The sequence below is a fragment of the Lysobacter sp. KACC 24251 genome (assembly GCF_057747755.1).
The window spans coordinates 2,205,369-2,230,305 of record NZ_CM173222.1 but is presented as its reverse complement, the minus strand read 5'-3'; the positions used below and the strand labels follow the sequence as shown (position 1 = coordinate 2,230,305).

Here is a 24,937-nt window from a genome sequence, read left to right as displayed (position 1 = left end):
GCGCAGGGCTGGCTGATGCCCACGCCGCTGCGCCGCCGCCTGCGTCTGGCCCGCCGGGGGCTTGGCTACACCGTCGCTATTGCGTTGGTGCTGGTGGCCTTGCTGTTGGCGGTGGTCAGCCAGGTGCTGCCGATGGCCGAGCGCAACCCCGACCGCGTGGCCGCGTGGCTGAGCGAGCGCGCGGGGCGGCCCATCCGCTTCGACCGGGTGGAGACGGAGTGGACGCGTCGTGGCCCGCTGCTCAAGCTCGACAACCTGCGGGTGGGCGAGGGCGCGCGATCCTTCGTGGTGGGCGATACCGAAATGCTGGTGTCGCTGTATGCCGGGATGCTGCCGGGGCGGGCGTTCTCCGAGTTGCGGCTGCGCGGGCTCGATCTCACCCTGGAGCGCTCCGCGGACGGTCGCTGGCAGGTGCGTGGCCTGCCGGGCCAGCAGCAGGCGGGTGGCGATCCATTCGCGGCGCTGGAAGGCCTGGGCGAGTTGCAGGTGATCGGCGGCAAGCTGGCCGTGATGGCGCCTGCCTATGGCATCGACGCGCACATCCCGCGAATCAACCTGCGCCTGCAGGTCAACGGCGATCGCGTCCGCGTGGGCGCGCGCATCTGGCCCCAGGCCGACGCCACGCCGCTCAACGGCATGCTGGATTTCAACCGGCGGAGCGGCAATGGCCGCGTGTACGCCGGTGCGCGTCAGGCCGACCTCGCGGCGTGGTCGTCGCTGCTGCGGCTGGCCGGCGTGATGGCCGAAGCGGGTACCGGCCGCGCCGAAGCGTGGGGTGAACTTCGCGGTAACCGCATCGTGCTGGTGACCGCCGATGCGCAACTGCAAGGCGTGCGCCTGCGCGGCGCGGAGCTGGTGGCGCCGGACGGGACGCGGTCCACGCCACGTGTTGCCTTCGATTCGATGGAGGCCAACGCGCGCTGGCGCGTGGTCCGTGGCGGCTGGCGGGTGGATGCGCCCACGTTGCGGATTGGATCGGGCGAATCGCGGCAGACCCTGGACGGGCTGCTGGTCGCGGGAGGGCAACAGTTCGCCGTCGTTGCCGATCGTCTGGACGGGGCGCCCCTGCTGCAGGTGCTGGCCCTGAGCGAGCGCGTGGCCCCGGGACTGAGACGCTGGCTGCTGGACGCCAAGCCGCGCGCCGCGTTGCAGCGCATCGAGATCGCCGGTCGCCGCGGCGGCCGCGTGCATGCGCGCGCGCGCATCGAGTCGGTGGGTTTCGATCCAGTCGGGAACGCGCCGGGACTGGAGGGGCTCGCGGGCGCCTTCAACGGCGACGCGGATGGCTTCGACGTGCAACTGGACCCGGGCGCCGCGCTGCGCTTCGATTGGCCCAGTGGTTTTGGCGTGGTCCACGCGATCAAGCTCGATGGCCGCATCGGCGGTTGGCGCGAGGGCAAGGGCTGGCGCATCGCCACGCCCGCGTTGCGCGTGGATGGCAACGGCTACGCCGCCACCGCGCGCGGCGGCTTGTGGTGGCAGGGCGACGGCACGCGCCCGTGGATCGACATAGCCGCCAACATCGAGGAGGCCACGCTGCCGGCGGCCAAGGGCTTCTGGGTGCATTACCTGATGCCCAAGCCGGTGGTGGAGTGGCTGGACATGGCGCTGGTCTCGGGCCAGCTGAGCAACGGCCGTGCCGTCGTCTCCGGCGACCTGGACGAGTGGCCGTTCGATCGCCAGAACGGCCGCTTCGAGGCCAGTGCCCACATCACCGACGGCGTGCTCAAGTTCCAGCCTGATTGGCCCGCGGCTGAAGGGGTGGAAGCGGATGCGCGCTTCATCGGCAACGGCTTTACCGTTGACGGCACCGGTCGCGTGGGCGACGTGGCCATCCAGCGCCTGCATGCGGGCATCGACAGCTACCGCGATGGCCAGTTGGAAGTGCGTGCCAATGGCGCTGGCGATGCGGGGCGGATGCTGGAGGTGCTGCGCCAGAGCCCGCTGCAGAAACTGGACCCCGACACGTTTGCCAAGATCTCCGCCAGCGGTCCGGCCGAAGTGGACTTCAACCTGGTGATGCCGCTCGGCCACGCGCGCGAGACGCGGCTGGAGGGCGCGGTCCGGCTTCAGGGCGCGCGGCTGGCCGATTCCCGCTGGAAACTGGCATTCGACCAGGTCAGCGGGCTGGCCACGTATTCGCTCAAGGGTTTCGGGGCCGAGCGCCTGGCCGTGCGCCACGAAGGGCTGCCGGGGCATCTGTCGCTGCGCGTGGGCGAAGGCTACGTGCGCGACCGTGACAACGTGTTCGAAGCCGCACTGGACGCGACGCTGGCCGCCAGTGCGCTGCTGGACCAGGCGCCCGACCTGGGCTGGCTGAAGCCGTACATGCACGGGCGGTCGCCATGGACCATTGGTGTGGGCGTGCAGCCTGCACGAAACGGCCGGCCTGCGACCACGCGCCTGCAACTGGCGTCGAACCTGCAGGGCACGGCCATCACCTTGCCCGAGCCGCTGCGCAAACCCGCCGGCGAGGCGTTGGCCACCACGATCGATACCCCGCTGCCGATGGGCTCGGGGGAAGTGCGGGTGGTGCTGGGAACCCAGGCGGCGTTGCGCGCCCGTGCGCAAAACGGCCACACCGGTGTGCGCGTGCAACTGGGCGGCGGGTTGCCCGACGCACCGCCGCCGGCCAATGGACTGGTCGTGGGCGGCCGGACCGATCGCCTCGACGCCATCGACTGGGTGGCCATCGCGCGCGGCGGTACCGGCAGCGGGGGCGGCTTCCCGCTGCAGCGAATCGACGTGACCGCGCGACGCCTGCAATTGCTGGGCGGTGTCTTTCCCGATACGCACGTGGTGGTGGCCCCTGCCGCGGAAGGAGCGATCGCGGTTCGCGCCGAGGGCCGGGCCCTGCGGGGCGCCCTGCTGGTGCCGGCAAGCAGCAGCGCGCCGATTGCCGGGGCGTTCGAACACGCACACTGGCGGCCGATCGAGGCCGCAGCGCCAGAGTCACCGGCGTCGACCGCGTCTTCGGTGGCAGCGGCCCCGTCCGCTGGCGTCCCCGGGGCAGGCACGCCTTCGTCCCCGACCGCCAGCAGCGAGCCGATCAACCCGGCCAACATTCCGCCGCTGGTGTTCGACATCGACGACCTGCGCGTGTCCGCCGCGAAGCTGGGCCGGGCAACGGTCCGCACCCGGCCTACCCCGCGCGGCATGCGCTTCGAGCAGGTGCAGACGCGCGCGCCCGGCCAGCAGGTCGACGTCAAGGGTGAGTGGTCGGGCCAGGGCGCGGGTGAGCGCACCCAGATGGACATTCGCGTGGCCAGCGACAACGTTGGCGCGCTGCTGGATGGTTTTGGCATGCGCGGCCAGCTGGCCGGGGGCAAGGGCACGGCGCACTTCGACGCGTTGTGGGCGGGTAGCCCCGCCGGTTTCTCGCTTTCGAGTCTGGAGGGGCAACTGAGCCTCGACGTGCGCGATGGCCAGTTGCTGGAAGTCGAGCCCGGCGCCGGCCGCGTGCTGGGCCTGCTCAGCCTGGCGCAGTTGCCGCGGCGCCTGACCCTGGATTTCCGCGACTTCTTCTCCAAGGGCTTCGCGTTCGATCGCGCGGGCGGCACCGTCCAGTTCGCCCACGGCACCGCACGCAGCGACGACCTGGGCATTGATGGGCCCGCGGCGGCCATCGACATCCGGGGCACGACCAACCTGCGCGCGCAGACCTTCAACCAGACGATCGAAGTGCACCCCAAGGCTGGCAATCTGCTCACGGCGGTGGGCGCCATCGCGGGCGGGCCTGTGGGCGCGGCGATTGGCGCGGCCGCCAACGCCGTGCTGCAGAAGCCGCTGGGCGAGATCACCGCGAAGACCTACCGGGTGACAGGCCCCTGGAAGGATCCGAAGGTGGACGTGATCCGGGAGCAGTTTCGCCCCCCGCCTGAGTCGCGGACGACCGCGGACGGCGGTTGAGGCCAGCCCCGACGCCCGAGCCCCGTAGCGACAACTTGGCGCAGGGTTGAGGGGGCCCGACGCACAGCCGCGCCAGGCGGAACCTGCCGGTAGCCGTTGAAGCCGCGGCCCGCGACCCGCATATAGTGGTTTCCCTCGCCGTCGGCCGCTCAATCCGGCCGACGGCCATTCCGGGCGCCGGCCCGGGAGCCCGCTGACCGAACCCAGCGCAGTGCTCCCGTCCCGCAGACGCCATCCCGCGCCCCACAACCGGATCCCCCGATGAACCTGCCGCTCCAGCTCGCCGAATCCCGCCTCCTGCTGCCCGCCGGCCTCGACGCCGGTGGCCTAGAACGCGCCTTCGGCACCCTGCTCGGTCCCGGCGTGGACTTCGGTGACCTGTATTTCCAGCACGCGCGCCGCGAGAGCTGGACGGTGGAAGACGGCATCGTCAAGGACGGCGCGCATTCGATCGAGCAGGGCGTTGGCGTGCGCGCCATCAGCGGCGAGAAGACGGGGTTCGCGTATTCGGACGAGATCAACGGGGAAGCGCTGATCGCCGCGGCGAAGTCGGCGCGTGCAATCGCGCGTGACGGCAGCAGCCAGGCACCGCATGCGCTGGTGCGCGGGGGTGGCCTGTCGCTGTACCCCAGCGTCGACCCCGTGGACTCGCTGGGCAACGAGGAGAAGGTCGAGGCTCTGCGCCGCATCGACCGCATGTTGCGCGCCGCCGATCCGCGCGTGCAGCAGGTGGTGGTGAGCCTGTCGGGTGGCGTGGACACCGTGCTGGTGGCGCGCAGTGATGGCGTGCTGGCCGCCGACGTGCGCCCGCTGGTGCGCCTGAACGTGCAGGTGATCGTGGAGCAGGACGGGCGCCGCGAGAGCGGCTACACCGGCGGTGGCGGCCGCTACAGCTACGCTGAGTTGCTGGATGGTGGCAAGCCCGAGGCTTGGGCGCGCGAGGCGCTGCGCCAGGCTCTGGTCAACCTCGAGGCAGTGGACGCACCGGCCGGCGTGATGCCCGTCGTGCTGGGCAGCGGCTGGCCCGGCGTGCTGCTGCACGAAGCGGTGGGCCACGGCCTGGAGGGCGACTTCAACCGCAAGGGCACCAGCACCTATGCCGGCCGCATCGGCCAGCGCGTGGCCTCACCGGGCGTCACCATCGTCGATGACGGCACGCTGCCCGGTCGCCGCGGCTCGCTGAACATCGATGATGAAGGCACCCCCACCCAGTGCACCACGCTGATCGAGGACGGCATCCTGGTCGGCTACATGCAGGACACGCTCAACGCGCGCCTGATGGGCATGGCGCCGACCGGCAACGGCCGCCGCGAGTCGTTCGCGCACCTGACCATGCCGCGCATGACCAACACCTACATGCTCGCCGGCAGCCACGACCCGGAGGAGATGATCCGCTCGGTGAAGAAGGGCCTGTACGCGGTCAATTTCGGTGGCGGCCAAGTGGACATCACCAGCGGCAAGTACGTGTTCTCGGCCACCGAGGCCTACCTGATCGAAGACGGGAAGATCACCGCGCCGGTCAAGGGCGCCACGCTGATCGGCAATGGCCCCGAGACGATGCAGAAGGTGCGCATGATCGGCCACGACCTCGCCCTGGACGAAGGCGTGGGCGTGTGTGGCAAGGACGGGCAGAGCGTTCCGGTGGGCGTGGGCCAGCCGACGTTGCTGATCGAGGGCCTCACCGTGGGTGGAACGCAGGCGTGATCCGCCGGCGCTCAGTCGTCGTTGTCGTCGCGCGGGATGTCGTACAGCGGCGTCTCGCCGGCATCCTCGTCGCCTTGCTTGCCTTCCACGATCAGCTCGCGCAGCGCGCGGAACAGCTCGCGGAACGCGCGCGGGGGCTTGTTGCGCTTGCGCTCTTCCAGGGTATTGCGGGTCAGCTGCCGCAGCGTCTGGCGGTCGGCGCCCGGGTACTCGTCCAGCAGTTGCGCCAGCGCGGCGTCGCCTTCCTCGAGCAGGCGGTCACGCCACTTCTCCACGCGGTGCATGGCAGCCACCTCGCGGCGCGCGGCCTCGCCGTCTTCGTCCAGCGCATCGCGGAGCGCTTCCAGCACCTCGTCGTCCTCGCGCCGCATCTGCTTGGCCAGGAACGCCAGCTGGCGCTTGTGCGCGATGTGCGAGGTGATGCGCTTGCACTCGCGGATGTGCGGCAGCAGCGAATCGGGCACGGGCAGGCGGGCCAGCTGGGCTTCGCTCAGCGACACCAGTTTCTCGCCCAGCGCCAACACCTCCAGCGCCTCGCGCCGGTTGTCGCTGCGGCTGGGACTCAGGTATTCGCCGGTTTCGGGGTCAATGCCGCGCATCGTGTTCGTTCCTCATTCTCCGGCCCGCGTGCCATGGCGCGCGGCCGTTTCCGTCATTCCAGTCCCGCCGGCGATGCCCGCGGAATCAACGTCGCAAGGATAAGCCATTGAACGCCCTCATCCCCGAACCGGCCATTCATGTCGACAGCCAGGCGCGCCTGGACGCGCTCGCCGACCTGTCCCAACGCCTGCTCGCCAGCGCCCGCCGTCGCGGCGCCAGCCAGGCCGAGGTGTCCTGCTCCGAGGACGCCGGACTCAACGTGAACGTGCGCATGGGCGAAGTGGAGACGGTGGAATCCACCCGCGACCGCGGGATCGGCGTCACCGTGTACTTCGGCAAGCGCAAGGGCAGTGCGAGCACCGCCGACCTGCGTGAGGACAGCCTGGAGGCCACCGTCGAGCAGGCCTGCGCCATCGCCCGCCACACCGAGGATGACGCGGCGTCCGGCCTGGCCGATCCCGAGCTGATGGCCACCGACCTGCGCGAGTTCGACAGCTGGCACCCGTGGGCCATCGACGCCGATCGCGCGGTCGACCTTGCCTTGGCCTGTGAGCAGGCAGGCCGCGAGGCCGATCAGCGCATCGGCAACTCCGATGGTGCCTCACTGGGTACCGGCACCAGCCTGAGCGTGTACGCCAACTCGCATGGATTCGTCGGCCGCGAGCGCAGCACCCAGCACAGCATCGGTTGCGCCCTGATCGCGGGCGAAGGCGAGGCCATGCAGCGCGACGGCTGGTACAGCATCGCGCTGGCGGCGTCGGACCTGGAAGACGGCGCGGCCATTGGGCGCAAGGCCGCCGAACGTGCCGCCGCGCGCCTGGCGCCGCGCCAGGTCGCCACCGGCGAATACCCCGTTCTCTACAGTGCCGAGGTGGCGCGTTCGCTCATTGGTCACCTGCTGGGCGCGGTGTCCGGTGGCGCGCTGTATCGCAAGGCCAGCTTCCTGCTCGACAGCGTGGGCACGCAGGTGCTCCCGGACTGGTTTTCGATCGAGGAGCGGCCGTTCCTGGCCCGCGGTTTCCGCTCCGCTTCGTTCGACGCCGATGGCGTGGCCACGCGCGATTCGTCGCTGGTCACCGGCGGCGTGCTGCAACGTTACGTCCTCGGTACCTACTCGGCGCGCAAACTGGGCCTGCCCACCACGGGCAACGCGGGTGGCGTGCACAACCTGCAGGTGGCGAGCAACGCGGGTGATCTTGAATCGCTGCTGCGCGGCATGGGCCGCGGGTTGCTGGTGACCGAGCTGATGGGACAGGGCGTCAACAGCATCACCGGCGACTATTCGCGCGGCGCCTCCGGGTTCTGGGTGGAGGATGGCCGACTGCAATACCCGGTGGACGGCATCACCGTGGCGGGCAACCTCAAGCGCATGTTCCGCGCCATTGAGAAGGTGGGCACGGACGTCGACCCGCGCTCGCACATCCGCACCGGTTCGATCCTGATTGGCGCGATGACCGTCGCGGGCGAGTGACGGGAGATGCTGAAGGGGTGCCGTAAGTTGGCTTGCGCGCGCCGGTGCATGCCTCAATATCGTGGGCAACACCGGAGCGTTTCCGGAAGGAGCCCGCCATGACCGAGGCCTACACCAACCCGCCCCCCGTCAACCTGACCGAAAACGAGCGCCTGTGGGCGGCCGGCGCGCACTTGGCCGCACTGGCGCTGGCACTGCTCACCAGCTGGGTGGCCGGCATCGCCGGAGCGCTGGGTGCGCTCGGCATCTGGATCCTCAAGCGCGATGAATCGGCGTTCGTCGCCGAGCACGCCAAGGAGGCCGTCAACTTCAACCTGAGCATGTTCATCTACGCCTGCGCAGCGGTGCTGCTCGGCTTCCTGCTGGTGGGCGCGACGATCCTGACGCTGGGCCTGGGCATCATCCTCACCGCGCCGGCGGGCATCGTGCTGCTGCTCGCCATCGGCGCGATCGCGGTGATGTGGCTGGTGTGCAGCGTCATCGCCACCTTCAAAGCGTACAACGGCGAAAGCTATCGCTACCCGCTGACGATCCGCCTGTTGAAGTGACATGAGGCGCACCTTCGGGGCGCACTCGAACCGGAAACGGCCGCATCGTGCGGCCGTTTCACTTGGTGCATGGCGCGGACAGGTGCGGTCCACGGCCGGCGGGTGAAAGGTGGGCGTGGAACGCTCAGTGCTGGCGTTCGATCGCCATCCGGCCCAACGCGGCGAGTGCATCGGCCTTGCTGCCAAAAATCGACAAAGCAGCCTCCATCTCAGTGGCCAGCTCGTGCAGCCGCACCTTGGACGCCTCCAGCCCGATCAGCGCGGGGAAGGTGGCCTTGTCCTGCGCGGCGTCCTTGCCCGCGGTCTTGCCGAGGGTCGCGCTGTCGCCTTCGACATCGAGGATGTCATCCCGCACCTGGAAGGCCAGGCCCAGCGCGGTAGCGAAGCGGTCCAGCGCGTCCAGTTCGATAGCGCTGGCGCCGCCGCATAGCGCGCCCATGCGCACCGCCGCACGGATCAGCGCGCCGGTCTTGAGCGCATGCAGTTGTTCCAGTGCGGCGACATCCAGCGCGGTGCCATGCCCGGTGGCATCCAGGTCCAGCGCCTGGCCGCCGCACATGCCGGCGGCGCCTGCGGCTTCGGCGAGGCTGCGCAACAGCGCCACGCGCACCGCATCCGTCGTGGGTGCGTCCGCCAATACCGCGAAGGCCAGCGACTGCAGGGCGTCGCCGGCCAGGATGGCCGTGGCCTCGTCGAAGGCGACATGCACGGTGGGTTGGCCGCGGCGTAGCGCATCGTCGTCCATTGCCGGCAGGTCGTCATGCACCAGCGAATAGGCGTGGATCAGCTCCACCGCAGCGGCCGGGGCATCCAGCAGGGCCTCGTCGGCGCCGAACAGTGCGCCGCTGGCATGCACCAGCAGCGGGCGCATGCGCTTGCCACCCAACAGCACGGCATGGCGCATGGCGGCGTGCAGGCGGTGCGGGGACTGATCGGGGTCGGGCAGCACGCGCGCGAGGGCGACGTCGGCGCGATGGCGCCAGCCGATCAGGCGGTCCTCAAGCATCGGGCGCGGCGGCGAAGGGTTCGGCGCTGGCCGGGTCCTGGGGGTCGCTGAGCAGCTTCACGCGCAACTCGGCCTGCTCCAGCGCCGTCTGGCAGCGGCGGTAAAGGCCCACGCCGCGTTCATAGGCAGCGAGCGAGTCTTCGAGGCTCAGGTCGCCGTGTTCCATCTTCTCGACGAGCTGCTCGAGCTCGTCCAGCGAGGTCTCGAAGTCGGCGACCGGCGAGGGTTCGGAGGAGGATTTGCGCACCATGGGTGAAGTGTGCGGCCGGGCCTGCGGGCGGTCAATCGCACGGTCGATCGCACGGCATGCGCGACGGCGGTTGCCAGTGCAGGCGCGCACCGTGCCGGCGCAGCCAGGCATCGAAGCTGGCGGAATAGGCCAGGTCGCCGGCGGCAAGCACCTCGCCACCTTCAGCGCGGAGCACCGGCAGGTGATCGCGTTCCCACGGCGGCACGCCGAGGTCCTGCAACACATGCTTGAGCGCATGCGAGTGGCTGCGGCCCGGAAGGACGATGCGTTCGCCGCCCGCGCGCGGAGTGACGATCACGGCCGCTGCGAACTTGGCCGTGCCCTCCAGTACCAGAGTTCCGCCGCCGGGGATGGCAAGTGGCGCGTCGCCCCACCAGGTGGCGCACCAGTCGCCCGGCGGTGAGGGGTGCGCCAGGCTGGCGTGCAGCAGGTCGCGCCAGCTGCGCACCGCTGCGCTCTCCCAGACGAACATGGCGCGGGCGTCGGCGCGCGCGGGGAGCACGTCGTGTTCGATGCGCGCGACGCCCTCGGCGGGCAGTGGCGGAAGGCCCAGACGCGCCACCCAGGTCCGCAGCACGCGGGCGCGGCGCGCCACGGGCAGACGCAACAGCGCGGTGCGCGACAGGACCGTGGGATCTGCGGTGGCCACGTCGGCAAGGCAGCGCTCGTCGTCCGCATGCAACAAGGCGGAGGCCTCTTCACAGTGCCGGGCGGACTGCGCGAACACAGCGTCCGTCGCAGGCCAGCGCTCGCGCAGCAGGGGCAGCACCCGATTACGCAGGAAGTTGCGGTCGAAGGCGGGGTCGGCGTTGCTCGGGTCCTCAAGCCACTGCAGCGAGTGGGCGAGGGCGTGCGCACGCAGGGCGCTGCGGGGCGTATCCAGCAACGGTCGCCAGAGACGGTTCGCACCCAGCCGGGCCCAACGTCGCATCGCCGCCAGCCCGTCGGGGCCGGAGCCCCGCAGCGCGCGGAGCAGGAAGGTTTCCGCCTGGTCGTCGCGGTGGTGCGCCAGCACCAGCACTTCGCCTTCGCCCAGCTGAAGTGCAAAGGCGGCGCGGCGGGCGTGCCGGGCCGCGGCTTCCCAACCCTGTCCCGAGTGGGGAGCGACGCTCACGCGTTCCACCGCCAGCGCCACGCCCAGCGCGGCGCAGGTGGCCACGCAATGCGCGGTCCACCGGTCTGCATCGGCGTGCAGGCCGTGGTGAACATGCGCGGCACGCAGACCGCGTGCGCGCACCTCGGGCATGGCCGCCAGCCCGTGTAGCAGCACGGTTGAATCCAGCCCGCCGCTGTAACCCACGCACAGCGGCGCGGCGGGCAGGTCGTGGAACGTCTGGGCGGAAAAAGATGCAGCGGGAGCGGGCATTCGTGAATGGTGCCAGACAACGGCATTCGGGGCCGTGGCTGCATTATTGGAAAACAGTGGGCCGCCATCGTCGCTTCCGGATCCGCCCGGGCCCCCCACGTTCTTCGTCCGTACTTCCGGAGTCACCCCTTGGCCAACCTGTTTGAACCGCTGGCGCAACGCTCACTGCAGCTGCGCAACCGCATCGTGGTTTCCCCCATGTGCCAGTACTCGGCGGAAGCCGGCGTGCCCAATGACTGGCATCTGGTGCACTTGGGCAGCCGTGCTGTCGGCGGGGCCGCGGTGATCGTGGCGGAGGCCACGGCGGTGTCGCCCGAGGGGCGGATCTCTCCGCACGACACCGGTCTGTGGAACGACGCGCAGGGGGCGGCATGGTCGCGGATCAACACGTTCGTCGCGGACCAGGGCGCCATCCCCGCGGTGCAACTCGCGCATGCCGGGCGCAAGGCGAGCACCGACGCACCGTGGCGCGGGCACGGCCCGGTGCCCGCTGGACAGGGCGGCTGGACCCCCGTGGCCCCCTCGGCGCTCCCCTTCGACGCGCACTCCCCCGTGCCCCTTGCGTTGGACGAGGCTGGCATCCGCAAGGTCGTGGATGATTTCGTCGCGGCCGCGCGCCGTGCACATGACGCGGGTTTCCGTCTTCTGGAGGTGCATGCGGCCCACGGGTACCTGTTGCATGAATTCCTGTCCCCGCTATCCAACCGGCGTGAGGACCGCTACGGCGGCAGCTTCGACAACCGGGTTCGCCTGCTGCTGGAGGTGGTCGATGCGGTGCGCGCGGCCTGGCCAGAAGATCTGCCGCTGTGGGTGCGGATTTCCGCCACCGACTGGGCAGAAGGCGGCTGGGACCTGGGGCAGAGCATCGAACTGGCCAGGCTTCTGCGCGAGCGCTCGGTCGATCTGGTGGACGTCTCCAGCGGCGGGTTGGTGCCGAACGCACGCATTCCATTGGAGCCGGGCTACCAGGCGCCGTTTGCGCAGCGGATCAGGCACGAAGCCGGCATCGCCACCGGCGCCGTGGGCCTGATCACCGAACCCGCCCACGCCGAAGCGTTGCTCGCCGATGGCGTGGCCGACGTGGTGCTGATGGGGCGGGAGCTGTTGCGCGATCCCTACTTCCCCCGGCGCGCGGCGCGCGCACTGGGGGCCGAGCTGCCGAGCCCGCCGCAATACCTGCGGGCCTGGTAATGAAAAACCGCGCCTTCGGGCGCGGTTTTCCGGGACGGCTGGGGCAGGCGGCAGTCGTGCTCAGGCCACCTCGTAGGCGCCGTAACCGCGCAGGCGCTCGTAACGGCGCTGCAGCAACTGTGGCACCGGCACGTCCTCCAGCGCGTCGAGCTCGTTGAGCAGCACGGCCTTCAGGCGCTTGGCCATCTGCTTCGGGTTGCGGTGTGCGCCACCGGTGGGCTCGCGCACCACCTTGTCCACCAGGCCCAGCCCGTGCAGGCGGTGGGCGGTCATGCCCAACTGCTCGGCAGCGTCCTTGGCCTTCTCCGCGGTCTTCCACAGGATCGAAGCGCAGCCTTCGGGCGTGATCACCGAATAGGTGCTGTATTCCAGCATCACCGTGCGGTCGCCGACACCAATCGCCAGCGCGCCACCCGAACCGCCTTCACCGATCACCGTGCACACCACCGGGATCTTCAGCTCGGCCATTTCCAGCAGGTTGCGGGCGATGGCCTCGGACTGGCCGCGCTCCTCGGCGTCGATGCCCGGCCATGCGCCGGCGGTGTCGATGAAGGTCAACAGCGGCAGCCTGAAGCGCTCGGCCAGCTTCATCAGGCGCAGCGCCTTGCGGTAGCCCTCGGGCTTGGGCATGCCGAAGTTGCGCTTGATCTTGGTCTTAGTGTCGCGGCCCTTCTCGTGGCCGACGACCACCACGCTGCGCCCGCCGATGCGGGCCAGGCCGCCGACGATGGCGTTGTCGTTGGCGAAGGCGCGATCGCCGGCGAGTTCCTGGAACTCGTCGCAGATCAGGCGCAGGTAATCCATCGTGTAGGGGCGCGCCGGGTGGCGCGACAGCTGCGACACCTGCCATGGGGACAGGTCGCGGAAGATCTGCGCGGTGCGCTTGCGCAGCTTCTCCTGGAGTGCGTGGACTTCGGCGTCGACGTTGACCGAAGCGCCGTTGTGCGCCGAATCGCGGAGTTCCCTGATCTTGGATTCAAGGTCGGCGATGGGCTGCTCGAAATCGAGGTAGTTCGGATTCATGCGGTGGGCCGTGCTCGTGGCAGGCCGGCTGCCGGGAAGGGCGACAGTCTAGCCGAAGGGGGGGCAACGTACCGAGGCGTCTGGTCCCCGACCGTGACGTACGTGGCTCAATGAGCCCAGGGCTTGCCCAACTGCACCTTGACCGTGCGCACGCCCGGCGTGGCGCGCAGCGCGCCCGCCAGGTCCGCATCGACCCGGACCGAATGGCTGCCGTTGATGTCCACCATGCCGGCGGCACCCGGAACCAGCAGGTCCAGCCTGAGCGGCGTCTGCCCGGGGCGCTGCTTGTCCAGCAGGGCGTTGACCCGCTGCCACGTGCCCGGCACGCGCAGGTCCAAGCGCAGGGCCACGCGCTGCGCATGGCGCGCGCACACCTGGGCGTAATCCCAGCAGCGATTCGCCTTGAGCGCAAAGCCGCCGCTGAAGCTGTCCTCGCGCAGCCCGCCCTGGATCACCAGCAACCGGTCACGCACCAGAAGTTGCGCGTATTCCGAATAGGTCTCGCCGAAGAAGGCGCACTCGATGCGGCCCCGGCCGTCCTCGATCTGCACGAACATCTGGCTGTCGCCCTTCTTTCGCAGGCCAACGACCTGTCCCGCGACCACGGTCTCGACTTCCTGCCGCCAACTGCCGCGCGCAGGCTCCGGGCGATTGGCCCAGAGCTTCTCGAGGCCACCCAGATCGTGGCCCACCAGGCCCCGCACTTCGTCGCGATAGGGATCGAAGGGATGGCCGCTGAGGTAGTGCCCCAGCGTGGCGTGCTCGCCGGCCAGCAATTGGCCCAGCGGCATCTCGTCGGTCTCGGGGAGGTCGAGGTGAAGAGCGGGGGCAGTGGTTTCCATCCCGCCGAACAGCGACACCTGGCCGGCGGCCTTCTCCTTCGCCAGCTGGTCGGTGGCCTTCAGCACCTCCGGCAGCTGCAGCAACAGGCTGGCGCGGTTCCTGGCCAGGCCATCCAGCGCGCCGGCGTTGACCAGGGCCTCCAGCGCGCGGCGGTTTAGCTTGGTGCTGTCCACGCGCTTGCAGAAATCGAGCAGATCGTTGAACGGCCCGCCGGCGCGGCGCGCATCGACAATGGCCTCGCACACGCCGCGGCCCACGCCCTTCACACCGCCGATGCCGTAGCGGATCACCCGCGGCTCGATGGCTTCAAACATGTACTCGGACGCGTTCACGTGCGGCGGCAACACTTCCAGCCCCATCACCCGTGCTTCGTCGAGGAAATTCACCACCTTGTCGGTGTTGTCCATGTCCGACGAACAGGTCGCGGCCATGAACTCGGCGGGGTAGTACTGCTTCAGCCACGCCGTCTGGTACGCAACGAGCGCGTACGCGGCCGAGTGCGACTTGTTGAAGCCGTACTCGGCGAACTTCTCCATCAAATCGAAAATCGGGGTGGCCTGGCTCGCGGGGATGCCGCGCTCGGCGCAGCCCGACTCGAACTTGGCGCGCTCCTTCGCCATTTCCTCGGGCTTCTTTTTGCCCATCGCGCGACGCAGCATGTCGGCGCCGCCCAGCGAGTAGCCGGCCAGCACCTGCGCGATCTGCATCACCTGTTCCTGGTACACGATGACGCCATAGGTCGGCCCCAGCACCGGCTCCAGCAACGGATGCGGATAGCTCACCTCGGTGTGGCCGTGCTTGCGGTCGCACCATTCCTTGTCCATCCCCGAGCCCAGGGGGCCGGGGCGGAACAGCGCGGCCAGCGCGATGATGTCCTCGAACACGTCGGGCATCGCGCGCTTGAGCAGCTCGCGCATGCCGCGCGATTCGAACTGGAACACCGCCACCGTGTCGCCGCGCGCGAACAGCTTGTACGTGTCCGCGTCGTCCAGCGGCAGCGCGGTGATGTCCAGCGGCTCCTCGCCGGCGGCCTTGCGGCGCTTGTTGATCGCCTTCACCGCCCAGTCGATGATCGTCAGCGTGCGCAGGCCGAGGAAGTCGAACTTGACCAAGCCGACCGACTCGACGTCGTCCTTGTCGAACTGGGTGACCGGGCTCTTGCCGCGGCCCTCGCCATCGTGTTCGGCGAACAGCGGGCAGAAGTCGCTCAGCGGCGATGGCGCGATCACCACGCCACCGGCGTGCTTGCCCGCGTTGCGGGTCAGGTCCTCCAGGCTGCGCGCAAGGTCGAGCAGGTCGCGGACCTCATCCTCGGTGCGGTAGCGCGCGATCAGGTCGGACGAGGCAAGCTCGGGGTTCTTCCTCGCCGCTTCGCTCTCGCCCAGCGCATCGTCCAGGCTGATGCCGAGCGTGTTGGGGATCAGCTTGGCGATACCGTCGACCATGCCGTACGGGTGGCCCAGCACGCGGCCGCTGTCGCGCACCACTGCCTTCGCGGCCATGGTGCCGTAGGTGATGATCTGGCTGACGCGGTCGCGGCCGTACTTGCGCGCAACGTAGTCGATGACCTCGTCGCGGCGGTCCATGCAGAAGTCGATGTCGAAGTCGGGCATCGACACGCGTTCGGGGTTGAGGAAGCGCTCGAACAGCAGGTCGTACGGCAACGGGTCCAGGTCGGTGATGCCCAGCGCCCATGCCACCAGCGAGCCGGCGCCCGAACCGCGGCCCGGGCCGACGGGAATGTCGTGCTCCTTGCCCCAGTTGATGAAGTCCGCAACGATCAGGAAGTAGCCGGGGAACCCCATCTTGATGATGACGTCCAGCTCGATTTCCAGGCGCGCGTCATATTCCTCGCGGGTCTTGCCCGGGGCCAGCGGATGCTTGGCCAGCCGCTTCTCGAGGCCTTCGCGCGCGGAGCTGCGCAGCCACGAATCGATCGTGTGGTCGTCGGGTACCGGGAACGCGGGCAGGTAGTACGTGCCCAGGTGCATCTCGACGTTGCAGCGGGTGGCCAGCGCGATGGCATTGTCGATAGCGTCCGGCACGTCGGCGAACAGCTCGGCCATCTCCTCGGATGACCTGAGGTACTGCTCGGGGCTGTAGTCCTTGGGGCGCTTGGGATCGTCGAGCACGCGGCCGGAGGCGATGCACACGCGCGCTTCGTGCGCCTCGAAGCCGTCGCGGTCGAGGAAGCGCGCATCGTTGCTGGCCACCACCGGGATGCCGCGCGAGGTGGAGGCGTGCAGGGCAAACGTGTTGAAGGCATCCTCGCCTTCGCGGCCCGTGCGCGTCAGTTCCAGGTGCAGGCGGTCACCGAGCTCGCCCTTCCAGTCGGCCAACCAGGCCTCTGCGAGTTCGTGCCGGTTGCTGGTGGCCAGGCGGCCCGCCAAGCTGCCGCGGCCGACCAGGGCGAACAGGCCGGCGTTGTCCTCGCGCAGCCATTCCGGACGCATGGCCACGCCGTCGGTGCGATGGCCTTCCATCCACATCCGGGTGAGCAGACGCGAGAGGGTGAGGTAGCCGGCGCGGTCGCGGCACAGCAGGGTCATCCGCGACGGCGTTTCGTTGCCGTCGGCCAGGCCGATGTCGGCCCCGAGGATCGGTTTGATGCCGGCGCCTTCGCACGCCTTGTAGAACTTCACGGCGGCGAAGAGGTTGTTGATGTCGGTCAGCGCGACGGCCGGCTGGCGCAGCATCGCGCAGCGTTTCACCAGCTCGCCGATCCGGATCGTCGAGTCGGCGAGCGAATACTCGCTGTGCAGGTGCAGGTGGGCGAAGCGTGCGGACATGCGGCAACCGGAGGTGCAACCCGCAGGGTATCAGGCCCAGCCGCGTGGACAAGGTCTTGACAGGGCGGGAGTTGGCTCCAGGCCCCTATCAGTGGGGCTGCGGTCGGCGCCCCGGGGGTCAACCGCGGGCCCCGGCCATTTCGCGCTCGGATGGCGCGACGCTCAGACCACCTTGAACGGATCCTCGGGGTGCCCGCGATGCACGTAATGGCTGTCATTGACGCGCAGCTTGTGCCGCCACAGGGCGATCTCGGCCAGGCGGTCGCGGATCCACGCCGCGCGCTGCTCGTCGCCGCTGCCCGTCGGGTGTTCCTCGGTGCGGTAGGCGCTGAAGTCGCGGTATTCCTCGGCTTCGCCCGCGAAGGCCGGCCAGGCCAGTTCGATCAGCAGCACGTCGTCGAGCAGGCCGAGAAGCGGTTCGTGGTCGGCGATGAGGTCGTCGTCGCGGTCGATGTAGTCGAGGAGTTTGCGCAGGCGCGCGGCCATCGCGGGGTCGGAGTCCCAATCGGGGTCGAGCAGCATCATCCGCAACTCGTCGATGCGCCGGAGTCGACGCTCGAGTACGTCGCGTGCGGTCTCGTCGGGCAGCGTAAGCAGCCAGTTGACCAGGCGATGCAGGCGGTCGGGTTCCACCCGCGCGGCGTCAGGGTGAAGCTCGTGCAGCAGGGCATCGAAGCCGGCGATGGCGGTAGGGCTCAACGGCAACCGGGCGCGCGGATCGGCGCTTGCCCCAGTCCAGGTGTCGTAGGGCAACGGATCCGCAGTCGGGGTGGGGGTGGGCAGGCGCATGGCACACCTCGTCGGTCCGGCCGGGGGCGGGAAGGTCGCGGGGCGGCCGGCTTGTCGCGCGACCGCGGCCGGTCCAAGGGACCGGTCGCTGTGGGGACACTATGCGCCGATTGCGGGCCGGTTGTCCTGTCCCGCAGGTCGGGCGAAGCCCGGCATCCACGGGCATGGGCCGACCGGTGCCAATGCGGCCGTGCGTGTTCAGAAGACCCTGAACCGGGCGACCGGCGTGGCCAGGTAGCTGTGTTCACGCACGTCGCGCAACTGGGCCTGCAGGGCAGCGGCGGCGCGCTGCTCGTCGCGGCTCAGGCGGCGTTCGTCCCGCGGCACCTGGACCTGGATGCGGCGGTCACGGCGGTAGGCGCGGATGGGGGCGGCGATGGCAGTCATGGCGTTCATCTTCGGGCTCGCTTTGGGGGGACGGCGCCGGTTTTCCGGCGTGGGGATAGCGTCCCGCGAAGTGCCCATGAGGGTCATGATGGCTGGAAGTGCCTTCTCTCAGCGTTCCAAGCGGTTGATGAGGGCTTCATGAGGTTTCCGTGATGGAGACGCCCGGCCCGTTGGCTGGCAAGGGTTTCCCCGGCGAGCACTACCGCTTCGGCGATGTGGCGGTGGATGCTGCTGCCCACATCCTGACCCGGGCCGGTCGGCCGGTGTCGGTGGAGCCCAAGGCCTTTGCGGTGCTGTTGGCCCTGCTGCGCCAGCCGGGGACGCTGGTCCCTCGCGAAGTACTGCTGGATGTCGTCTGGGGCCATCGGCATGTCACCCCGGGCGTCCTGACCCGCGCCATCGCGCAATTGCGGGCGGCCTTGGGTGACGATGCCCAGCAGCCGCGCTTCATCCAGACCCAGCACGCACTGGGGTACCGGTTCATTGGGCCATTGGAGCCTGAACCCGAGTCCGGGCCGCAACACGTGGCGGAATCCACTCTTCGGCCCGATTCAGGTCCTGGCCCCCCGGGGGCCGACGCCGACGTGGCGGGCCCCATCGAAGGCTCCGGCGTGCTGGCACGCTCCGCGGCACCGACCGGCCCGGACACTGAAACCCTGCCGCGTTGGAACCCAGACCGCGCGCCCGATGCGGCCCTCGCAGGTGACGACGCCGGGGCAGCCTTCGGCCCGGCTGACCCCGCTGATCGCACCAGCGCAGGGCTCGGCCATCGCGGTCGGCTCTGGTTGCTTGTGGCCGCTGCCGCTGCGGTCCTCGGGGCGATGGGCTGGCTGTGGCTGGGGCGTTCCAATCATCCAGCTCCGCCGGCGGAGGCCTCCGTTGCGGTACTGCCGTTTGCCAGCCTCAGCAACGACCGTAGCGACCGCTACTTCGCCGAGGGACTGGCGGTGGAAATGCACGACGCGCTCGCCGGTATCCCCGGCTTGAAGGTGGCCGCGCACGTGGCGCCCTCCACGGCGGGACAGGCCGAGGTGGACCCGGTGGCGCTGGGTCGCATGCTGGGGGTGGCTACCGTGCTCGACGCCACCGTGCGCCGCGAAGGCCCACGTGTGCGCATCAACGCGCGCCTCACCGATGTGAGTACGGGCTACACCCTCTGGGCGGACAGTTACGAGCGCAAGGCCGCTGGCGTCTTCGACATGCAGAGCGAGATTGCCAGCAAGGTGGTCGAGTCGCTTGTGGGCGTGTTGCCCACAGCCCAGCCCCAGCTGACGCGCCGGCTGAAGCCCACCGTCAGCACCGCCGCCTACGACGCCTACCTGAAGGGAGTCCAGCAGTTGCTTGTGCCGCGCAGCGAGCAGGCGCTGGGGCGGGCCGTCGGGTTCTTCCGCGAGGCGCTGAAAGAGGATGCCGGCTTCGCGCGCGCGCAGGCGGGCATCTGCCGTGCGGAAATCCACCGGTTCGAGACCGCACGCGACGCGCCTGCCTTCAATCGCGCCAGCAATGCCTGCGATCGGGCCGCCCGCATGGATCCGGAACTGATGGAGGTCAGCCTGGCCATGGGCGATCTCGACCGGGTGCGCGGCGAGTATCCGCAGGCCATCGAGCACTACACGCGAGCCTTGCAGGACGTGGCCCTGCGGCCGGATGCCTACATCGGCCTGGCGGCGACACAGGCGGCCCTGGGCAACAACCCGCTGGCACTGGACTATTACGAACGCGCGCACCAGCTGCGACCCGGCGATGCCACGATCCACAGCGAACTGGGCTATCACCATTACCTCAACGGCAACCTCGACAAGGCCGTCGCCTCCTACCGCGTCGCCACCACGCTGCAGCCGGATCGCGCGACGCTGTGGAGCAGCCTGGGTGGCGTGTATTACGTGGCCGGTCGTCGGCGCGAGGCCGCGGAAGCCTACAGCCGTTCGCTGGCCATCGAACCGACCTACGGCGCCCTCAGCAACTTCGCCAGCCTGCGCTTCGAGGACGGCGCCTATGCCGAAGCGGCGGACCTGTACCGCCGCGCGGCCCAGCTGGAACCCGACGATTACCGGATATGGGGCAACATCGGCGACGCACTTTCAGCCGATCCGGCGACCGCGGAGCAGGCCCGCTCGCCATACGCGCGGGCGGCATCCCTGGCCGAGGCCTACATCAAGCTCAAGGGTGACGACGCCTTGGCGCCGGCACACCTGGCCTGGTATCGCGCCAACCTTGGCCAAACCGCCGGCGTGCGCGAGCTGCTGGCGCGTGCCGACGCGCTGGGCACCGAGAAGGCCGAGGTCGAGTTCTTCGCCGCGCAGACCCTTGCACGGCTGGGTGACCCTGCGGGCACCCGCGATCGCGTCCAGCGTGCGCTGAAGGCGGGTGTCCCCTCCGACCGCATTCGTACGTCACCCCTGCTGCGGGGCATGGATGCCGAAGGGGCATCCGATCGCGCGTCCCCCGGTACCTCCTCCGCACCCCCGAAGGCCTGACTGCGAGGAGCACCCGATGAGCAGTGACCGTGAGGAACGCGAGGCGTTCGTGATCATCCTGTACGACGGCGAGGGCAATCCCGTCGCCGAACCGGCCGAGTTGCGGGTCAAAGCCGGCACGCGCGTCACCTGGCGCAACGATCCCAACAATGACCGGCCCTTCACCCTTGACTTCGACCTGCGCGTTCCCGAGCCAGGTGAGCCGCGCAGGCGCCTGGAATCGCGACGGGAAGCAGGTGTCTATGAGGCATCGATCATTGCCACGCCGGGACCGGCCGCACCCGCTTCACCGCGGGCCCAGGAGGGGCCGCCCGAGGAACGGTATGCCTATGAAGTGCGGGTCGGGGACCGTGTGGCCGATCCGGCCATCATCATCCAGCGGTGAGCTCGAACGCCGGCACCATGTTCGAGTCCATGGGCAGGCAGGCGCGCACCGGCGCAAAACTGCGCCGATGCTGCACGCAGGGGCCATGCTGCCGCAGGGCGGCCAGGTGCGCGGGCGTGGCGTAACCCTTGTGCGCGTCGAAGCCGTACTCGGGCCATTGCGCATGCAAGGCCTGCATGACCCGATCCCGCGCGACCTTGGCGAGGATCGATGCCGCCATGATGGCGGGATCCAGGCGATCGCCCCCCACCAGCGCCTGCGCAGCGCATGGCAGGCGACGGGGCAGGTGGTTGCCATCGATGCGCGCCAGCGAGGGAATCACTGCCAGCGCCGCCAGGGCGCGCTCCATGCCGATCATTGTGGCCTGGAAGATGTTGATGCGGTCGATCTCGTCGGGCTCGACCAGCTCGATGTGCCAGGCGACCGCGCGCATCTGGATCAGCGGAAACAACTGCTCGCGGCGTAACTCGGTGAGCCGCTTGGAGTCGTCCAGTCCTTCGATGGGGCGAGCCGGGTCGAGGATGACCGCAGCGACGGATACCGGTCCGGCCAGTGGGCCTCGGCCCGCTTCGTCGACACCGGCGATCCATTCGAGTGCGGCCGTTGCGGTCATGGTGCCGCTTCCGGGCTGATGAGCTCCGCGACGGCGTCCGCCGCGCGCGCCGAAGCATCCTGGCGCAACTGGGCGTGCAGTCCGCGGAAGCGGTCGGCCAACGCCGCCTCGGCTGCCGGATCGCGCAGCAGTGCCAAGGTTGTGGCGGCCAGTTTGTCCGCCGTGCAATCGTGCTGCATCAGTTCGGGCACGACCCGCTCGCCGGCCAGCACGTTGGGCAGTGAGTAGTGGTCCACCTTGAGCATGCCCAAGCCCTTGACCAGCGCATAGGTCAGGGCAGCGACCTTGTAGGCCACGACCATCGGGCGTTTGGCCAGCATCGCTTCCAGCGTAGCCGTGCCGGAGGCCAGCAGGATCACGTCGCTGGCGCGCATGAGCGTGCGCGCCTGGCCGTCGATCACTCTCAGCGCCGTCGCCAGCGACGCGGCATCGGGGTGGCGCGCCAGGATTGCCTCGAACGCGCGGCGTGCATGCGCGTTCGCCATCGGCGCGACGATCTGCAGGCCCGGTTCGGCTGCGAGCACGCGCGCCGCTGCGGACAGGAAGTCATCCGCCAGCCGCTGGATCTCGCCCACGCGTGAGCCCGGCAGCAGTGCGAGCACCCCGCGCTCCGCCGCCAGGGACAGGGCGGCGCGGGCGTGTGCGCGGTCCGGATCCAGCGGCATCTCGTCGGCCAGCGGATGTCCGACGAAGCGCGCGTCCACCCCATGCCGGGCATAGATCGGCGGCTCCATCGGGAACAGGCACAGCACGCGATCCGCCGACATCCCGATCTTCTCGGCACGCTTCTCCCGCCATGCCCACACGGAGGGGCTGACGTAGTGAACCGTGCGGATGCCGCGCTGTTTCAACCAGCGCTCCACGCCCAGGTTGAAGTCCGGGGCATCGATGCCGATGAACACCGTCGGCTGCCAGGCCAGCAGACGCTCCCGCAGCTGATGGCGCAGCCGCAACAGCCGCGGCAGGTGCCGCAGCACCTCGGCGAAACCCATGACCGCCAGTTCGTTGGCGTCAAACCACGTATCCATTCCCGCGGCACGCATGCCATCGCCACCGATGCCCGCGAACTCGGCGTCGGGAAAGCGCCTGCGCAACTCGGTGATCAGTCCGGCCCCGAGGATGTCGCCGGACGCCTCGCCAGCGACAAGGGCGATCCGTACGGGGCGGGGCGTCACAGTCGGGTCCGCGTTTGCCACGGCCGTGGGCCTCAGCGCAGCAGCGGACGCTCGGCGCTGTCGATGAACTCGATCAACGCCTGTACGTCCTGGCTGCCGGTGGCGTCGGCCAGTTCGGCCAGCGTGATGCGGGCCTCGGCCAGTGGCGCACCCGACACGTAGAGAGCCCGGTAGGCGCGCTTGATCACGGCGATGCGTTCGGGGTCGAATCCCCGGCGCTTGAGGCCTTCGCTGTTGATGCCGCGCGGTCGGCCGTAGCTTTCCTGCGCCACCATGGTGAACGGAGGCACGTCGCCATTGACGAAGGCCCCCATGCCGATGAACGCATGCGCCCCGATGCGGCAGAACTGGTGCACGCCGGCGAAACCGCTCAGGATCACGTGGTCGCCCACGGTCACGTGGCCCGCCAGCGTGGCGTTGTTGGAGAACACGCAGTGGTGGCCGATGATGCAATCGTGCGCCACGTGGGTGTAGGCCAACAGCCAGTTGTCGTTACCGACGCGGGTGACATTGTTGCCAGTGCCGGTGCCGCGGTTCACGGTACAGAACTCGCGGAACGTGTTGCGGTCGCCGATCAGCAGTTCGACGCGCTCGCCCTTGAACTTCTTGTCCTGCGGCTCGCCGCCAATCGCACAATGGCCGATGAAGCGGTTGTCGCGGCCGATGGTCGTCGGCCCGAGCACGCTGCAGTGCGGGCCGAAGGTGGTGCCGTCACCAACCACCACGTCGTCGCCGATGTAGCAGAACGCGCCGACCCGAACGCCAGCGCCCAAGCGTGCGCCCGGCTCGACCACGGCAGAGGGGTGGATGATCGGCGCAGTGTCCATGCTCAGGCCTTCGCCTCGGCGCACAGGATATCGGCGCAGGCGGCCTGTTCACCGTCCACCCGGGCCACGCCCGAGTACAGCGCCATGTTGCGGATGGTGCGCGTGAGGGTGACCTCCAGTTCAAGGCGGTCGCCCGGCACCACCATGCGCGAGAACTTCGCGCCGTCCACCTTGACCAGGTAGAACAGCTTGTCGGTGCTGGGCTTGCCGTTGAGTGCCATTGCGGAAAGCTGGGTCAGCAGGCCGCCGGCCTGGGCCATGGCCTCGACCACCAGCACGCCCGGCATGACCGGGTGGCCGGGGAAATGCCCCTGGAAGAACGGCTCATTGCAGCTTACGTTCTTGTACGCCAGCACGCGCTTGTGGGGCTCCAGCTCGACCACGCGGTCGACCAGCAGGAACGGATAACGGTGCGGCAGCAGCTGCTGGATCATCGGCACGTCGATCGGCAGCTTAAGCGCGGTGGCTTCGGTGTGGTTCATCATCAATCCTCTGGGCGGTCCATCGCGTGCGTCCCCGCTTCCATGCGCGGACGTCCCATGTGTGTGCCCGACTCAGTCGTGGCCTTGGCCCGTGTTCCCCACTCGCCGGGCAATCCGGTCGAGCTGCTTGAAGCGGGCCGCATTCTTGCGCCAGCTGCGATTGTCCATCAACGGCGTGCCAGAAGAGTACTCGCCCGGCTCCCGGATTGAACTGGTGACCAGGCTCATCGCCGTAACCACCACCTTGTCACAGATTTCGAGGTGGCCCACCACCCCGGCCCCGCCGCCGATCAGGCAGTAGCGGCCGATCTTCGCGCTGCCCGCCACCGCCGAGCAGCCGGCCATGGCGGTATGCGCGCCGATCTGGACGTTGTGGCCAACCTGGATCTGGTTGTCCAGACGCACGTCCTCTTGGAGCACGGTGTCCTCGATGGCCCCGCGGTCGATCGTGGTATTGGCGCCGATCTCGCAGTCGTCGCCGATGCGGACCCCACCCAACTGCGGCACGTTGAGCCAGCGCCCGGCCTCCATCGCCAGGCCAAAGCCTGCGGCGCCCAGAACCGCGCCGGGGTGCACGCGTACGCGCTGGCCGAGCACCACGCGCGTGACCAGCGTTACCCGTGCGACCAACTCGCTGCCGGCGCCCACCACGCAGTCATCGCCGATCACGCAACCGGGACCAACCACCGCCCCGGATTCGATACGGCTGCGGGCGCCCACGCTCACGAATGGTCCGACATGGGCGTCTGCTGCGACGTGTGCGGATGCGTCCACGACGGAAGAGGGATGAATCCCCGGCGCCCGTGCGGGAACCGGCTCGAACAACGCCGCCATCCGCGCGAACGCCGCGTAAGGGTCCCGCGCGATGAGCGCCGTGCGATCAAAGCCAGCCGCGTCCGCTTCGCGCATGACCACGACGCCGGCGCCCGTTGTCGCCAATTGGTTGCGGTACCTGGGGTTGGCAAGGAACGCCAGGTGGCGGGGCCCAGCGCCCGCCAGGGTGCCTACGCCTTCCACGCGAGTGTCTCCGTCGCCACGCACCCCCAGATTGAACCGCGCCGCCAGGTCGGCGGCGCGGAACATGGGGCGATCGTTGTGTCCA

20 protein-coding genes are annotated in these 24,937 nt (G+C 69.5%); 7 read left to right on the top strand and 13 right to left on the bottom strand.

Annotated features, from left to right (window positions below; all coding sequences use genetic code 11):
- The first annotated feature begins 15 nt into the window (after positions 1 to 15).
- A complete protein-coding gene (locus tag AC3ARF_RS10490) occupies positions 16 to 3,909 on the top strand; it encodes a YhdP family protein (protein WP_498927705.1) in 3,894 nt (1,297 codons plus the stop codon).
- A 261-nt stretch (positions 3,910 to 4,170) separates the two neighbouring features.
- Complete coding sequence (gene tldD / locus AC3ARF_RS10485) at positions 4,171 to 5,613, top strand: metalloprotease TldD (RefSeq protein ID WP_498927703.1); 1,443 nt, start codon at positions 4,171 to 4,173, stop codon at positions 5,611 to 5,613.
- A gap of 11 nt (positions 5,614 to 5,624) precedes the next feature.
- On the opposite strand, the gene yjgA is transcribed toward tldD, so the two are convergent.
- Positions 5,625 to 6,212, bottom strand: a complete 588-nt coding sequence (gene yjgA, locus AC3ARF_RS10480) for a ribosome biogenesis factor YjgA (protein ID WP_498927701.1) — start codon at positions 6,210 to 6,212, stop codon at positions 5,625 to 5,627.
- A 107-nt stretch (positions 6,213 to 6,319) separates the two neighbouring features.
- On the opposite strand from yjgA, the gene pmbA reads away from it, so the two are divergent.
- Positions 6,320 to 7,684: a metalloprotease PmbA gene (pmbA, locus tag AC3ARF_RS10475; RefSeq protein WP_498927699.1), complete on the top strand. Its 1,365-nt coding sequence runs from the start codon at positions 6,320 to 6,322 to the stop codon at positions 7,682 to 7,684.
- Positions 7,685 to 7,782: 98 nt separating this feature from the next.
- On the top strand, positions 7,783 to 8,232 hold the full coding sequence (locus AC3ARF_RS10470; RefSeq protein WP_498927697.1) for a DUF4870 domain-containing protein: 450 nt from the start codon (positions 7,783 to 7,785) through the stop codon (positions 8,230 to 8,232).
- A 124-nt stretch (positions 8,233 to 8,356) separates the two neighbouring features.
- On the opposite strand, the gene AC3ARF_RS10465 is transcribed toward AC3ARF_RS10470, so the two are convergent.
- Genes AC3ARF_RS10465 through tilS form a run of 3 tightly spaced genes read right to left on the bottom strand, consistent with a single transcriptional unit; the run spans position 8,357 to position 10,854 of the window.
- Positions 8,357 to 9,238, bottom strand: coding sequence for a farnesyl diphosphate synthase (locus tag AC3ARF_RS10465; protein ID WP_498927695.1), 882 nt, complete (start codon positions 9,236 to 9,238; stop codon positions 8,357 to 8,359).
- Positions 9,231 to 9,488: an exodeoxyribonuclease VII small subunit gene (locus AC3ARF_RS10460; protein ID WP_498927693.1), complete on the bottom strand. Its 258-nt coding sequence runs from the start codon at positions 9,486 to 9,488 to the stop codon at positions 9,231 to 9,233. Before AC3ARF_RS10460 ends, AC3ARF_RS10465 begins: the two co-directional genes overlap by 8 nt.
- 31 nt (positions 9,489 to 9,519) lie before the next feature.
- Positions 9,520 to 10,854 carry a tRNA lysidine(34) synthetase TilS gene (gene tilS, locus AC3ARF_RS10455; RefSeq protein WP_498927691.1) on the bottom strand — a complete coding sequence of 445 codons (1,335 nt, stop codon included), beginning with the start codon at positions 10,852 to 10,854 and terminating at the stop codon, positions 9,520 to 9,522.
- A gap of 129 nt (positions 10,855 to 10,983) precedes the next feature.
- On the opposite strand from tilS, the gene AC3ARF_RS10450 reads away from it, so the two are divergent.
- A complete protein-coding gene (locus AC3ARF_RS10450) occupies positions 10,984 to 12,045 on the top strand; it encodes an NADH:flavin oxidoreductase/NADH oxidase (protein WP_498927689.1) in 1,062 nt (353 codons plus the stop codon).
- A gap of 60 nt (positions 12,046 to 12,105) precedes the next feature.
- On the opposite strand, the gene AC3ARF_RS10445 is transcribed toward AC3ARF_RS10450, so the two are convergent.
- The 4 genes from AC3ARF_RS10445 to AC3ARF_RS10430 all read right to left on the bottom strand — a co-directional run bounded on the left by AC3ARF_RS10445 (position 12,106) and on the right by AC3ARF_RS10430 (position 17,885).
- Positions 12,106 to 13,068: an acetyl-CoA carboxylase carboxyltransferase subunit alpha gene (locus tag AC3ARF_RS10445; RefSeq protein ID WP_498927687.1), complete on the bottom strand. Its 963-nt coding sequence runs from the start codon at positions 13,066 to 13,068 to the stop codon at positions 12,106 to 12,108.
- A gap of 107 nt (positions 13,069 to 13,175) precedes the next feature.
- Positions 13,176 to 16,700 carry a DNA polymerase III subunit alpha gene (dnaE, locus tag AC3ARF_RS10440; RefSeq protein ID WP_498927685.1) on the bottom strand — a complete coding sequence of 1,175 codons (3,525 nt, stop codon included), beginning with the start codon at positions 16,698 to 16,700 and terminating at the stop codon, positions 13,176 to 13,178.
- Positions 16,701 to 16,862: 162 nt separating this feature from the next.
- A complete protein-coding gene (locus tag AC3ARF_RS10435; protein ID WP_498927683.1) occupies positions 16,863 to 17,489 on the bottom strand; it encodes a hypothetical protein in 627 nt (208 codons plus the stop codon).
- A gap of 198 nt (positions 17,490 to 17,687) precedes the next feature.
- Complete coding sequence (locus AC3ARF_RS10430; RefSeq protein ID WP_498927681.1) at positions 17,688 to 17,885, bottom strand: hypothetical protein; 198 nt, start codon at positions 17,883 to 17,885, stop codon at positions 17,688 to 17,690.
- Positions 17,886 to 18,028: 143 nt separating this feature from the next.
- On the opposite strand from AC3ARF_RS10430, the gene AC3ARF_RS10425 reads away from it, so the two are divergent.
- Together AC3ARF_RS10425 and AC3ARF_RS10420 are read left to right on the top strand one after the other, a co-directional pair.
- Positions 18,029 to 20,353 carry a winged helix-turn-helix domain-containing protein gene (locus AC3ARF_RS10425; protein WP_498927679.1) on the top strand — a complete coding sequence of 775 codons (2,325 nt, stop codon included), beginning with the start codon at positions 18,029 to 18,031 and terminating at the stop codon, positions 20,351 to 20,353.
- A gap of 16 nt (positions 20,354 to 20,369) precedes the next feature.
- Positions 20,370 to 20,738 (top strand): cupredoxin domain-containing protein, encoded by a 369-nt coding sequence (locus AC3ARF_RS10420; protein WP_498927677.1) that lies wholly within the window; start codon positions 20,370 to 20,372, stop codon positions 20,736 to 20,738.
- On the opposite strand, the gene rnhB is transcribed toward AC3ARF_RS10420, so the two are convergent.
- The 5 genes from rnhB to lpxD form a co-directional block, all read right to left on the bottom strand.
- Positions 20,725 to 21,351 carry a ribonuclease HII gene (gene rnhB, locus AC3ARF_RS10415; RefSeq protein ID WP_498927675.1) on the bottom strand — a complete coding sequence of 209 codons (627 nt, stop codon included), beginning with the start codon at positions 21,349 to 21,351 and terminating at the stop codon, positions 20,725 to 20,727. The two genes, AC3ARF_RS10420 and rnhB, sit on opposite strands and share 14 nt — an antisense overlap.
- Entirely contained in the window at positions 21,348 to 22,562 is a 1,215-nt protein-coding gene (gene lpxB / locus AC3ARF_RS10410; protein ID WP_498931837.1) for a lipid-A-disaccharide synthase, read from the bottom strand. Before lpxB ends, rnhB begins: the two co-directional genes overlap by 4 nt.
- Complete coding sequence (gene lpxA, locus AC3ARF_RS10405; protein WP_498927673.1) at positions 22,559 to 23,353, bottom strand: acyl-ACP--UDP-N-acetylglucosamine O-acyltransferase; 795 nt, start codon at positions 23,351 to 23,353, stop codon at positions 22,559 to 22,561. The genes lpxB and lpxA overlap by 4 nt, the downstream gene beginning before the upstream one ends.
- Positions 23,354 to 23,355: 2 nt before the next feature.
- Positions 23,356 to 23,835, bottom strand: a complete 480-nt coding sequence (fabZ, locus tag AC3ARF_RS10400; protein WP_498927672.1) for a 3-hydroxyacyl-ACP dehydratase FabZ — start codon at positions 23,833 to 23,835, stop codon at positions 23,356 to 23,358.
- 72 nt (positions 23,836 to 23,907) lie between these two features.
- Positions 23,908 to 24,918: a UDP-3-O-(3-hydroxymyristoyl)glucosamine N-acyltransferase gene (lpxD, locus tag AC3ARF_RS10395; RefSeq protein WP_498927670.1), complete on the bottom strand. Its 1,011-nt coding sequence runs from the start codon at positions 24,916 to 24,918 to the stop codon at positions 23,908 to 23,910.
- Positions 24,919 to 24,937 lie beyond the last annotated feature (19 nt).